Origin of the sequence: Bacillus sp. GbtcB14, assembly GCF_019091205.1 — a bacterium.
Taxonomy (GTDB): Bacteria; Bacillota; Bacilli; order Bacillales; family Bacillaceae_G; genus Bacillus_A; species Bacillus_A cereus_AG.
In genome coordinates this window covers 246,681-259,659 of the sequence record NZ_JAGXJT010000004.1, presented here as the reverse complement: position 1 = coordinate 259,659, position 12,979 = coordinate 246,681, and the positions used below count along the sequence as shown (strand labels likewise).

Here is a 12,979-nt window from a genome sequence, read left to right as displayed (position 1 = left end):
ACTACCTGTGTGTTTTGGAAAGGGGAATTCCGCATTGAAACGTAGAGTTGCAATTATTGGAATGGTTGTTGCATTTTTAATTGGTGCTGGCGGAATGTTTGCAGGTATGTCTTTATTTGGGGTTAACCCAGCAGAAGTAACGCAAACAATTTCGAGTGGAAACGCTAGCACCGCGCAAGGGAATTTGGCAAAAATTAATGAGGCGTATGCACTAATTGATTCACGTTATGTGGAAGACGTGAAGGATGACAAGTTAGTCGAAGGTGCAATACAAGGCATGTTGTCTACGCTGAAGGACCCTTATTCCACGTATATGGATAAAGAAACGGCTAAACAGTTTAGTGAATCACTTGATCCTGAGCTAGAGGGGATCGGGGCTGAGGTGAACAAAACGGACGGTAAGCTTATTATCGTATCTCCAATTAAAGGCTCACCGGCAGAAAAGATTGGAATTAAACCGAATGACCAAATTTTATCTGTAGATGGAAATAGTGTGAAAGATTTATCACGTGAAGAAGCAGTATTAAAGATTCGTGGTAAAAAAGGAACGACTGTCGCGATTGAAATTAAGCGTACAGGAGTAGCTGATCCGATTGTATTTAAAATTAAGCGTGAAAAAATTCCAATCTTCACAGTGTTTAGTTCTGTGAAACAAGAGAGTGGAAAAGATATCGGTTATATGCAAATCACTTCTTTTGCTGAAAATACGGCGAAAGAATTTAAGGATCAGTTAAAAGAGTTAGAGAAGAAAAATATCAAAGGCTTAGTTATTGACGTGCGTGGTAATCCTGGTGGCTACTTAAATAGTGTAGAAGAGATACTAGGGGAAATTATGACGGATAAAAAGCCGATGCTACAAGTAGAGCAAAGAAATGGTGAGAAAAAGAAATTCTCTACGGAACTGAAAGAGAAAAAGCCATATCCAATTTCAGTATTAATTGATAACGGAAGTGCTTCTGCTTCAGAGATTTTAGCGGGTGCGCTAAAAGAGGGAGAAGGATACGATTTAATTGGTGAAAAAACGTTTGGTAAAGGTACTGTTCAGCAAGCCGTTCCATTTAAAGATGGCAGCAACATTAAATTAACGATGTTTAAATGGTTAACACCGGATGGAAACTGGATTCATAAAAAAGGAATCGCGCCAACAGTAGAAGTGAAGCAACCAGATTATTATCATGCGACACCAATTCAAATTGAAAAAACACTTTCATACAATTCAAATGATGTGCAAGTAAAACACGCGCAAGAAATGCTTAAGAGCTTAGGATATGTACCGGGGCGTGAAGATGGATACTTTAGTAAAGAGACAGAATCAGCGCTGAAAGCATTCCAAAATGCGAATGAGATGGAAGCGACGGGACAGCTGGACAAAAAGACAGCTGAGGCGATTCAAACTAAAATTATTGAAAAAATCCGTTCTGGAGAAAATGATTTACAATTACAGTCCGCATTAAAATTAATAGCGAAATAAAAAGAAATACAGGCAGTTTGCTGCCTGTATTTTTTTGTGTTAAACAAACGTTTGTCCAGTTATGATAATATAAAAAGAAAGAATGATATAAATGGTGGTGAATGGGTTCGTGGAGGCATGGATTTTTGAAATAATGCGGGCAGTTGGACGTTTTTTCTTACACCCTGCTGTCTATGTATTTTTAATAAGTAGTATCTTCGTTGGATACTTACGTATGTTACGAGAACGAAAGGATTTTTCCTTTAAAGTTTATGATATTTGGTTTGAACTGCGAACATCTCTATTTGCGGGAGTTGGATACGGATTAATCGTATCTATTATTACAATTGGACTTGGCCTTGTCGTTTCCAAAGCGAGCTTATGGATCATCTTATTTTGGACGTTATTATTTGGATTAACTGCTATGTATCGATATTTATCAGCAGCTTATACATTTAGTATCGCAATTGTATGCGTTCTATTATCTTCTAAGCTACCAGTTTCCTTCTTACAGCTTGGAGAAGGTGAAGAGAGTACGATTGTGTCTCTTGCTATTTTACTAGGCGTCATGCTTGTTGTAGAGGGCTTGTTGATTTCTAAAAATGCAGTAGGATATTCTACGCCGAAGATTAGGAAGGGTAAGCGCGGGTTAAAGATTGGTTTACACGAATCAAAGCGTTTATGGATCGTGCCCATTTTTATTCTTGTACCAGGTGATGCAGTAACGCAGTTTATTTCATGGTGGCCTGTCGTTTCAATCGGTTCACATACCTATTCTCTATTCCTCGTTCCATTTTTAATTGGATTTATGAGAAAGATTAGAAGCTATGAGCCAACGGAAGCTTTATTATTTACAGGAAGACGTGTGTACGGATTAGCAGGAATTGTACTTGTTTTAGGAATCGCAAGTTATTGGTGGCACGTACTTGCCATTATCGCAATGGGAGTCGCAATGCTTGGGCGTTTCACAATTTCCATGCAAGAAAAAATTGCGGATGAAACAAGACCGGCGTACTTCGCTGCACGTAATGATGGACTTGTTGTATTAGATACAATCCCGAATACAATTGGGGCAGAGCTGAATTTACTGCCTGGAGAAGTAATTACGAAAGTAAATGGAGTCATTCCAAGAAGTGCTGAGGAATTTTATGATGCGCTTCAAACAAAGACGACAGGAGCATTTTGTAAGTTAGAAGTATTAGATACAAATGGAGAGCTTCGCCTTGCTCAAACGGCATTATACGCCGGAGGACATCACGAATTAGGTGTTGTGTTTGTTCAGCAGGAGCATGAATGGGATTCGGAAGCGATGTAAAATTGTGAATTTTTATTTTTTGGCCTCATTATATATGGGGCCTTTTTAAATGAACTAATTTGAAGTGGGGCGTAGTAATACGAAAGATGAAATAATATTATGTTAAAAGTATTATAATTGAAGATTCTAGATATAAGGAAACATCACAGGGGATAACTGAGTATCACTAGCTACGTCCAGCTAGACAGAGTTTAACTTAGCTTGAAATTTTGGAATTGAAGTGCGTAAATTCAGTGAATGGGATGAAAAGTAATTATAATTCAAATGAATATTCAAGAAGAATTTAGCAATTAATACTTATAATATTTTCTAAAATTTGTTATATTTGATATGCTTTTATTAAAAAGTTAGCTGTTTTAAAGATTAAAGTATACAATTTAAAGGTTTAGAGTATATTTTTATTAAGGTGTAGTTGTTCATTAAATGAGAGGAGGGCTTCTAATGAAAATATATAAGTTATTCTATACATCCAAGAAAAGGTTTAATCCAGGGGTATTTAAGGTTGATTTTATTAAGGGTAAAACTAACAATGCATTTGGCTTGGAATTCCATCCGGATACTTATAGTGATTTTTTGGATAATATTTATCATTCCCTTCATTCTCGTAATATTGAACAACATGTTATGACTACGTATAAATTTATGGAATTTATAAAGAAAGCAGATAAATTAGATTTTAAATTGGGAAATGTCATTTTGGAGAAAGAAGAACAATTATATGGTTACGATGGATATGAATGTCTTAAAGACTCTTTAAATCGTGAGGATGTAAATGCGACTATTGAGTATCTTGATTTACTAGTACAAGAGGCAATAGAAATTAAATGTATAGAAGGATACTTTATTAAAGAAGATGGTAACTTAGAGCGTTTGAACATTTATTCAAATGGTACTATTTCAACAACTATTAGTACAGGAAAAGAAAAGAATGAATATTTATTTTTAGAATTTCTTGTCAAGGGACCAGAGGTGTTACTTTGAAAGATAGAATAATTACAATAATTATTAAGATGATAGCAGATATTGTTGCTATCGTTTTGGTTTTTTCTACAAGTAGCGAGAAAATTAAACAAATACTAGCGAATCAAGGAATAGTTGATGACAAAGCAATTTTAGCTATAATAGGGGCACTTGGTGTAGCGGCCTCTGGTGTAATTCTAATTGCATTAGAATTAATTTTATTTCATTTTCTTTTCTCGCCTGTACATATTGAGGTAGATTTCTTGAGTGTTAATAATAAAAGCATAAAAAAACACCATGTAAAGAAATTATTAGATCCAAATGATGATAATAAATCTATATATAAGATCCAGCTCAGTATTTCAAAAGGAAATAGATTAACTAATGCGTTATTTAGTCTAGTAGGGTGTGATTTAGTAGTACTATATAGGCCATCTGCATATGATACTGAAGTTTCGGATGGTTGGGGAAATAGTAGAATACGAAGTTCTAACTTGTATAAGGATAAAAAAGGAAATGCGAGATACTTATGGACAGACTCTGTAGTTGGTGCAGGGAAAATTAAAGAGGATGATGCAATAAAATTATGTCCTGAAATAATTATAGTTCCAAAAAGGTTCGAAGTTATTTCTTGCCAAGTAGATTTAAAAATCAAAGTATCTAAAAAAAAGAATGTAATTCAACAATTCTTTGCTTTTTTTATCAAGAGCTTATTGGTTAAGGTTACAAAGAAAGATTTTAAAATTATATATAAGTAAACAAAGGGGGAGCAATAATTCATGGCAAATACTACGTTGTTCAGATTATCTAATGTTCAGTCGCTGGGGGATGTAATTGAAAATATATTATCTATCAAAAGTGAAGAGAAAATTAAACATGTAACACCAGAACAATTAAAGTTGTTGTCGTCAGATGATAGGGTTTTTGTTTCAGAGTGGACTAGGTATCAAGAAATTTCTGAGGATATCCTAGAATTAAATGTTCCAGATAGAGATCCAGTAAAATACTTAGTTCGAGAAGCGTATATAGAAACATCGAAATGGCCGAAAAATATGTTCGAGAATGGACGGCTCTTACCTAAACCACAAAGAATTGTTACAGAGAATATAAAAACACTTTTCTTTGAAAAAAATGAAGAAGTATATTGCATTATTTTTACAACAAGTGCTGTTTCACTTAACAAGATAAAGCAAAAATTATTTAATGAAGAACAGCCTTTAGAGTGTGTAGGCGATAGTTATGAACTTCACAGTGATTTATTCTATTGGCTATTTGACAAATATGAAGAAGGAAATAAAATTATTGCTACTAGATTTGAAATTGAAGGAATTTCAGGCTTTTTAGGCAATATCGCTGATGAAAATCACAAAATTAAAGGTGATAGTGATATAACAACTAAGTTACTAGTAACAAAAGCATTTGTAAGTAAATTTTATCCTATAACGGCCATTGATATTATGCTTAAATATCATGATTATCGATTGGATTTCGTCTTTAATCAACAGAGTGAATGCTCACTTCGTTCTAGTTCACATATTCCGAATTTTCAGGATGAGAAAGATTTGTCTGCGGCACTAATAATTTATTCTTTTATAATTCCTTTATTAAAGGAATTATTTGAAGAAGACTCTGAATGGAGTCCGGAAAAAAAGGGGGCTTTTTCTAAAAAAATGGGTATGGAAGTTATTAGGGAAATAGCCCAGTTTAATAATATAGGTTTAGAGTTTAAGTAATCTAACCTTTAGAAAAACTATCAAAGTTTAAAATTCTAGTTTTTTGTAATTTATAAATTTTGATAAAAAATATATAATCTAATCATTTGTGAAAAATCCTAAGAATAAAAGGAAACCTTCATTTTCTATAGATGAAGGTTTTTTTAGTTTCATAAACAGATAGCTTGAATAATAGTTTGATAATGGTTATCATTTAGAGAGTCTTTTAAATTTTGGAAAATGGAGGGAAGATATGCTACGTAAATTTTTTTCTTACTATAAACCGTATAAAGGTTTATTTATACTCGACTTTTCTTGCGCAGTTGTCGCAGGGTTACTAGAACTTGGCTTCCCGCTTATCGTAAATCAATTTATTGATAAGTTATTGCCAGGACAAAACTGGACGCTTATTTTATGGGCTTGTTTCGGTTTACTTGCAGTGTATATTTTAAATGCAGGCTTACAATACGTCGTTACATATTGGGGGCATATGCTTGGGGTTAACATTGAAACGGATATGAGGCAGAAATTATTTGATCACATTCAAAAGCTATCATTCAGATTTTTTGACAATAATAAAACAGGTCATTTAATTTCACGTCTTACAAACGACTTAATGGAAATTGGGGAAATTGCTCACCACGGGCCAGAAGATTTATTTATCGCTGTTATGACTTTAGTCGGGGCATTCTCATTTATGATGATGATCAACTGGAAGTTAGCGTTATTAACGTTCTTCGTCATTCCATTCTTATTATGGTTAGCGCTTTACTTCAATAAAAAAATGACAGGTACGTTTAGACGTTTATTCTCAGATGTTGCTGATTTCAATGCATGTATTGAGAACAACGTTGGCGGTATCCGCGTTGTACAAGCATTCGGAAATGAAAAGTTTGAGAAAGAGCAATTTGCTGTAAATAACGCTCGTTTCCGTACAACCAAATTAATGGCGTATAAAATTATGGCGTTAAATTCGTCAATTAGTTATATGCTCATGCGTCTCGTAACGCTTTTCGTCTTAATATGCGGTACATGGTTTGTTCTGCAAGGTGAATTAACGTACGGTGGATTTATCGGATTCGTTTTATTAACGAATATTTTCTTCCGCCCAATTGAAAAAATTAATGCGGTAATTGAAAGCTATCCGAAAGGGATTGCTGGTTTTAAGAGATATGTAGAGCTTCTTGAAACAGAGCCAGACATTGTAGACTCTAAAGATGCGATGGAAGTGAAACATGTACATGGTGATATTCAATATAGCAACATTACATTCGGATATGAAAACAAAGAACCGATTTTAAATGATATTAGTTTGAAAATACATGCAGGTGAAACAGTTGCGTTCGTTGGACCATCAGGAGCTGGAAAAACAACGTTATGTAGTTTACTCCCACGTTTTTATGAACAATCGTCTGGTTCAATCCAAATTGATGGTATTGATACGAAAGATATGACGTTATCTTCACTTCGTAAGCAAATTGGAATTGTGCAGCAAGATGTGTTCTTATTCTCAGGAACGATTCGTGAAAATATTGCTTACGGAAATTTAAAGGCGTCAGAAGCTGAAATTTGGCAGGCGGTAAAACGTGCGCAGTTAGAAGACTTAATTTACTCACAACCAGACGGTTTAGATACTGTTATCGGTGAGCGCGGCGTGAAACTTTCTGGTGGACAGAAGCAGCGTCTAGCAATTGCTCGTATGTTCTTGAAAAACCCGCCAATTTTAATATTAGATGAAGCGACTTCCGCACTGGATACAGAGACGGAACTAGCGATTCAAAAATCACTTGCTGAACTATCTGTTGGCCGTACAACGTTAGTTATCGCTCACAGACTAGCAACGATTAAAAATGCAGATCGCATCGTCGTTGTAAATAAAGATGGTATTGCGGAACAAGGTTCACATGAAGAGTTAATTGGGCAAGGCGGAGGATACAGTAGGTTATACGAAGCTCAGTTTAGTTCGTAAATATAATTTGTACTGAATTAGTGCACTATAAGTAGGTGAAAATCTCATATGGGAGGCTATAAAGTATGATTGTAACAACAACTTCTACAATTCAAGGAAAAGAAATTATTGAGTATATCGATATCGTGAATGGAGAAGCGATTATGGGCGCGAATATCGTTCGTGATCTTTTCGCTTCTGTCCGTGATGTTGTCGGCGGTCGTGCGGGCGCTTATGAAAGTAAATTAAAAGAAGCACGCGACATCGCGATGGAAGAGATGAAAACTTTCGCAAGACAAAAAAATGCGAATGCAATTGTTGGTATCGACGTGGATTACGAAGTAGTTCGCGAAGGAATGCTAATGGTTGCAGTGAGCGGGACTGCTGTCCGTATATAAAGTGAAAAAGCCGTGCTGATGCACGGCTTTTTCACTTTTATTGATGCTATTCTATGTCGAAGTTTCAATATTTCTTGGGAAATGCGGAAGGCCCTGTCGATATATAGGGAAGAAATTAGAGCGCTTCTTTACATTCTTGGATTTGAACTAATAATGTTTCGTATTCTTGTTCGAGAGATGTGATGTTATCGTGATGATTTGGTATGGAAATTCGGCCGATGATTTCTGTTAATTTTGTTTGTAATCGTAATAATTCTTGTTCAGTAACGTTTACAGAATCCCCGGTTGTTCTTTTTGTGTATTGTTCGTAATTACCATGGAAGATTCTTGGTTCACTCTCATCTACTTGTAGAATATGGTCTGCAACAGAGCGAATAAAGGCACGGTCATGGCTAATGAAAAGTATTGTACCAGGATACTCTTGTAACATGCTTTCTAATTCTTCTTGCGTTGCTAAGTCCAAATAGTTTGTCGGTTCATCGAGCAGAAGCATATTATAGTTTCCTAAAAATACTTTAGCGAGTGCGACTTTCATTCGTTCACCACCACTTAAAACGTGCACAGTTTTATGGACATCCTCACGGCGGAATAGGAGCCGTGCAAGTATTGTTCGAACGAATGCCTCCGTATAGTTTGTTTCTTCTAGAACGTTTTCTAAAATGGTTTTATCTGTTTTTAAAATAGATAGAGTTTGTTCGAAATATCCGATTTTACAACTTTTCGAAAGCTGAATGCCACGCTCGTTTGCGAGAAGCATGTTGAACAAAGTTGTTTTGCCGCTTCCGTTTGTTCCTAAAACGGCGAGCTTTGCACCAGGGGCAATAGTTCCATTCATATTTTTAAATAGTGTGCGATTACCTATTTTCTTTGTTGCTTTATTGAACTGTATTGCCACTTTACTATGAATAGGAGTATGGTATTGCACGTCAAACTGAGCTTGAGAAAGCTCCCTTGGCTTGTCTTTCTTTTCTAATTTTTCGAGACGTGTCTCTACTGCTTTCGCTGCTTTGCTAACCTGTTCTTGGCCATGAGCGCCACTTAACTTATAAAGTTTAGATTCAGATGAACTGAACCGTGTTGGGATTTTTGTCATGCTAGAAGCACGTTGCTTTTTTTGTAAAATGGACTGCTCTAACCGATTTTTTTCTTGTACATATTGCTCATATTCTGCTTGTTTTTGTATTCGCTCACGTTCTTTTTGCTTTCGATAGTTGGAATAGTTTCCTTTATATTCTTGAATCATCCCGTCTTCAATTTCAATAATTTTGGTACATATATTATCTAAAAAGTCACGATCATGCGATATTAAAACAAGTGCCCCTTTATAAGATAAAAGTGCCTTTTCTAATTGCTCTGTACCGACCATATCTAAGTGGCTTGTTGGTTCATCAGCGAATAAAATGCCTGCATCTTGTTCGAGAGCATGGGCAATCTTTAGACGCATTCGTTCACCGCCGCTCATTGAATTGGAGACGTTTGAAATATTCCATTTTCCTTTTGCAGGAGAAGAAGCGATCTCTGGTAATTCCTCGCTAATTTGAGGAATGATGGCGATAGAGCTATGATGAGTTACTATGCCTTTGTCAGCTTCTATTTCTTTACTTAATATTTGTAATAGCGTAGATTTACCAGCTCCGTTGACTCCGACAATTCCTATGCGGTCCTGTGCTTGAATTTCCAGTGATGGTAATGTAAATAGTGTGCGATCACCAAAGCTCTTTTCAATATTACGTGCGAATAAAATAGTCATAAAAAAACCTCCCTAGTTTCACTAGAGAGGATAAACGTCGCCCTTGCATGTAAAAAATCGTACATAAATAAACGATTTTTTACATGATCGTCTCGAAAGAAAGTATCGACAAATGGACAGACTAATCCTCTGCTAGTTTTCATCATTTTTGTTCACTATTTGTGATGGATGAAATAAATAAGAGAATTAGAACTTCATTGGTCAAAGTACCTTCCTTTCATAATATTACTTTCATTGTATGCGTATACAAAATGGTTTGTCAAACTTATTTCTGTTTGTGAATTTTGAATTCGTTATTATAAATTTGTGCTTTTGCTAGCGCCTCAGCATCATTTTTAATTTCATCTAATCCATTCGCATCCCCAATAACATACCCTTCAAATGATGAACCAACAAAATCAAAGATGTATTGGAACTGAGCGATAAGCGGTAATGCTTTCAGCTTTGGATTGTCCCCGCCAACGATGACAACGTACATTTTTTTACCTTTCATTTTTTCTTTGAAATGAAGAGATGTATCACGCAAGCTTTGTGACCAGCGATCGACGAAGTTTTTCATATGACCGCTCATTCCGTACCAGTATAGCGGTGTAGCGAAGACAATCGTATCGTGCTCTAACATGCGTTTCGTTAACTGCTCATAGTCATCATTTACAGGTTGGAATCCTTCTGCATCATGGCGCTGATCTATGATTGGGTGGACGATATGATTACGCAAGTAAATTTGTTCTGTTTCAATTCCATCAATCACCATATGTGTTAAAGCTTCTGTATTTCCGTTTTGTCTTGAACTGCCATGTATAACAAACATGTAATCATCCCTTTTCTTTTGTTTGCTTTAGGAGTGAAACGTGTTTTTGCAAATTCGTTTGAATGCTAGAAAGTAATGAGATTTGCTTTGTTACTTCATTAAGTTTATCTTCATAAAGCGTAAGGATACTGCTGCACGGATTTTCGTACAGGTGCGGCTCTATTTCGAGGCAGCGCAACATCCTTGCCGTCTCTTCTAAATTTAAGCCGATTTGTAAGTACATTTGAATAAGCTCCACTTTTTCGATGGCACTTTCATCAAAATCACGGTAGCCATTTGCGAGGCGCTTAGAAGGGAGTAATCCCTTTTCTTCATAATGTCTTAATGCCCTTTCGCTAACCCCGGTTTCTTTTGATAACTCTCCAATTCGCAATGCGTTTCACTCCTTTAAATGTATTGTAAACCTTCACACTAATGTGAAGGTCAACTCTGTTTTTTCACAAAAGAATCTACATGATTTAAAAACACTTGAATAGCTTTAGACGGAATAAAGTATTTGCCACGCACGATGGAGAATGGACGGATGAGTTGTTCATTTGGAACTTCGACGTGGAATAGTTCTTTTGCCAGTAGCTCTTTCCGTACAGTCCAATCAGAAAGTATAGCAATGCCAAGCCCGGCACTAACTGCTTCCTTCACGCTTTGAATACTACTGAATGTAAAGAATCTTTTCATTTTTAAATGGTGTTGATGAATAAAACGATCACTATAAGCGCGTGTTCCAGAACCACTTTCTCTTAATACCCATACTTGATCTTGGAGTGTGTTTTCATTTATTTCATTTGTACGGAGCAATGGATGGTTTGGCGGAACAACGAGCTTCATTTCATCTTGCATAAATGTTTCAACATCAACGTCGGCGTATACGACTTGCCCTTCCACTAAGCCGATATCAATTTGATTAGAGCGAAGGCTTTGCAAAACGTCTTCTGTATTTGAGATGAAAGTATGAACTTCGACTTGTGGATTTTCATTCGCATAGTTAGCTAGTATTTTTGGAAGTAAGTATTCACCAATTGTGAAACTAGCACCAATGCGAAGTGTTCCTGTTACAACGTTATGTAGTTCGTTAATTTCTTGCTTAGCATCTTCGTAAAGAGAGAGCATTTGCTTTGCGTGTATATATAAAATGTTGCCAGCCTCTGTCACTTGAACGTGCTTAGGAGAGCGCTGAATAAGTGTAGTTCCAAATTCGTTTTCTAAGTTGCGAATGTGCATACTTACGCCAGGCTGTGAAAGGTTTAATAATTCCGCTGCACGGGAGAAGTGTTTCTGTTCAACGACCGTAACAAATATTTTTAAAATGTCTACGTTCATGTAATGGGCTCCTTTCTTTTTCTATCATCTTATCATAAGTATTTCTGATGATAGAGATTCAATATTGATATTAAACTTATTATAGAAACTCTCTTATAATGTAAGTAGAAAGAACATGCATGTTCCAATACGATTATTGGAGTGGTACAAAGTGGAACAAACACTTGTTATACAAAAGAAGAAGGGCTTTGGATTTTCGCAAGGTATTGGGATTACGTTATTAATCGCGATTGCCGCGAAATATTTAGCAGAGCTTCCATTTTTAAATATTATGGGACAATTAGTGATTGCTATTCTAATTGGGATGGTTTGGCGCGCGGCAATCGGGATTCCTCAAGAAGCGATAGCTGGAACGAATTTCGCGAGTAAGAAGTTACTTCGCTTTGGGATCATCTTACTTGGAATGCGATTAAATCTTGTTGATATTGCGAAGGCGGGGCCGAAAGTATTGGTCATCGCGGCGGTTGTTATTACATTTACTATTTTTGTTGTATACGGACTAACGAAAGTATTTAAAGTAGAAAAGAAACTTGGGATTTTAACAGCATGCGGGACAGCAATTTGTGGGGCGGCTGCGGTCGTGGCAATTGCGCCGCAAGTGAAAGCGAAGGATGATGAAACGGCAGTTGGTGCCGCAATTATTGCTATTTTAGGTACAATATTTACACTTATTTATACGTTATTATATCCGGTTCTTGGCTTATCTCCATATGGATACGGAGTGTTCTCAGGGGCGACGCTGCATGAAATCGCTCATGTCATCGCAGCTGCGGCGCCAGGGGGAAGCACGGCTGTAGATATCGCAGTTATCGTGAAACTAACGCGCGTTGCAATGCTTGTGCCAGTAGCGATTTTAATTGGATTATGGTTTGGTAAGAGTGAAGGAAGCAAGGAAAAAAAATCATGGCGCGATCTTCCAATTCCATGGTTCATCTTCGGGTTTTTAGCGATGAGTGCAGTGCATTCGCTTGGGATTATCCCAGAAGTTGTTGCCGGATACATCGTTGTTCTTGCTTACATGCTTATCGCAATGGCGATGGCGGGGCTTGGTTTAAATGTAGAGTTTAAAACATTCCGTAAGTTAGGAAGTAAAGCATTCGTCGCGGGATTGATCGGCTCGGTTTGCTTATCGGTTCTTGGGTATGTTCTTGTATATGCATTAGGCTTTATGTAGTCGGACTAAAAAGCTGTTCCAAAAGGTATTTTTGGGACAGCTTTTTATTATGCTTATAGGGCTACAGATGTCGGTAAGTCGATATATTTGGAAAATCACCGATATAAATGGAGTTGCACTGATATATTTGGGGAATCGCCGATA

12 protein-coding genes are annotated in these 12,979 nt (G+C 36.5%); 8 read left to right on the top strand and 4 right to left on the bottom strand.

Annotation, left to right across the window (positions count from 1 at the left end):
- Nucleotides 1–34 precede the first annotated feature (34 nt).
- The 7 genes from KVT31_RS13990 (at nucleotide 35) to KVT31_RS13960 (ending at nucleotide 7,783) form a co-directional block, all read left to right on the top strand.
- Entirely contained in the window at nucleotides 35–1,471 is a 1,437-nt protein-coding gene (locus tag KVT31_RS13990) for a S41 family peptidase (protein WP_088098399.1), read from the top strand.
- A 109-nt stretch (nucleotides 1,472–1,580) separates the two neighbouring features.
- Entirely contained in the window at nucleotides 1,581–2,765 is a 1,185-nt protein-coding gene (locus KVT31_RS13985) for a PDZ domain-containing protein (RefSeq protein ID WP_140392602.1), read from the top strand.
- A 441-nt stretch (nucleotides 2,766–3,206) separates the two neighbouring features.
- Nucleotides 3,207–3,746: a hypothetical protein gene (locus tag KVT31_RS13980; protein ID WP_088098397.1), complete on the top strand. Its 540-nt coding sequence runs from the start codon at nucleotides 3,207–3,209 to the stop codon at nucleotides 3,744–3,746.
- Entirely contained in the window at nucleotides 3,743–4,483 is a 741-nt protein-coding gene (locus tag KVT31_RS13975) for a hypothetical protein (RefSeq protein WP_088098396.1), read from the top strand. The genes KVT31_RS13980 and KVT31_RS13975 overlap by 4 nt, the downstream gene beginning before the upstream one ends.
- A 21-nt stretch (nucleotides 4,484–4,504) precedes the next feature.
- A complete protein-coding gene (locus tag KVT31_RS13970) occupies nucleotides 4,505–5,458 on the top strand; it encodes a hypothetical protein (RefSeq protein ID WP_088098395.1) in 954 nt (317 codons plus the stop codon).
- 232 nt (nucleotides 5,459–5,690) lie between these two features.
- The gene (locus KVT31_RS13965; RefSeq protein WP_088098394.1) at nucleotides 5,691–7,406 is read left to right on the top strand and encodes an ABC transporter ATP-binding protein; all 1,716 of its coding nucleotides are present in this window, start codon (nucleotides 5,691–5,693) and stop codon (nucleotides 7,404–7,406) included.
- Nucleotides 7,407–7,471: 65 nt separating this feature from the next.
- Nucleotides 7,472–7,783, top strand: a complete 312-nt coding sequence (locus KVT31_RS13960) for a heavy metal-binding domain-containing protein (RefSeq protein ID WP_000637523.1) — start codon at nucleotides 7,472–7,474, stop codon at nucleotides 7,781–7,783.
- A 115-nt stretch (nucleotides 7,784–7,898) separates the two neighbouring features.
- On the opposite strand, the gene abc-f is transcribed toward KVT31_RS13960, so the two are convergent.
- From abc-f to KVT31_RS13940, 4 genes are all read right to left on the bottom strand, one after another.
- Entirely contained in the window at nucleotides 7,899–9,533 is a 1,635-nt protein-coding gene (gene abc-f, locus KVT31_RS13955; RefSeq protein ID WP_088098393.1) for a ribosomal protection-like ABC-F family protein, read from the bottom strand.
- 265 nt (nucleotides 9,534–9,798) lie between these two features.
- Nucleotides 9,799–10,344, bottom strand: coding sequence for a flavodoxin family protein (locus KVT31_RS13950; protein ID WP_088098392.1), 546 nt, complete (start codon nucleotides 10,342–10,344; stop codon nucleotides 9,799–9,801).
- 4 nt (nucleotides 10,345–10,348) lie between these two features.
- Entirely contained in the window at nucleotides 10,349–10,717 is a 369-nt protein-coding gene (locus tag KVT31_RS13945) for a MerR family transcriptional regulator (RefSeq protein ID WP_088098391.1), read from the bottom strand.
- A gap of 50 nt (nucleotides 10,718–10,767) precedes the next feature.
- Nucleotides 10,768–11,661: a LysR family transcriptional regulator gene (locus tag KVT31_RS13940; RefSeq protein ID WP_088098390.1), complete on the bottom strand. Its 894-nt coding sequence runs from the start codon at nucleotides 11,659–11,661 to the stop codon at nucleotides 10,768–10,770.
- 151 nt (nucleotides 11,662–11,812) lie between these two features.
- Here KVT31_RS13940 and KVT31_RS13935 point away from each other — a divergent pair, with 151 nt between their 5' ends.
- On the top strand, nucleotides 11,813–12,835 hold the full coding sequence (locus tag KVT31_RS13935) for a YeiH family protein (RefSeq protein WP_140392601.1): 1,023 nt from the start codon (nucleotides 11,813–11,815) through the stop codon (nucleotides 12,833–12,835).
- The last annotated feature ends 144 nt before the right edge of the window (nucleotides 12,836–12,979 follow it).

What these genes read in the sequence shown, in the direction of transcription:
- KVT31_RS13940 (WP_088098390.1), bottom strand. Translation starts at nt 11,661, where the DNA reads ATGAACGTAGACATTTTAAAAATATTTGTTACGGTCGTTGAACAGAAA.
- abc-f (WP_088098393.1), bottom strand. Translation starts at nt 9,533, where the DNA reads ATGACTATTTTATTCGCACGTAATATTGAAAAGAGCTTTGGTGATCGC.
- KVT31_RS13960 (WP_000637523.1), top strand. Translation starts at nt 7,472, where the DNA reads ATGATTGTAACAACAACTTCTACAATTCAAGGAAAAGAAATTATTGAG.
- KVT31_RS13970 (WP_088098395.1), top strand. Translation starts at nt 4,505, where the DNA reads ATGGCAAATACTACGTTGTTCAGATTATCTAATGTTCAGTCGCTGGGG.
- KVT31_RS13965 (WP_088098394.1), top strand. Translation starts at nt 5,691, where the DNA reads ATGCTACGTAAATTTTTTTCTTACTATAAACCGTATAAAGGTTTATTT.
- KVT31_RS13980 (WP_088098397.1), top strand. Translation starts at nt 3,207, where the DNA reads ATGAAAATATATAAGTTATTCTATACATCCAAGAAAAGGTTTAATCCA.
- KVT31_RS13950 (WP_088098392.1), bottom strand. Translation starts at nt 10,344, where the DNA reads ATGTTTGTTATACATGGCAGTTCAAGACAAAACGGAAATACAGAAGCT.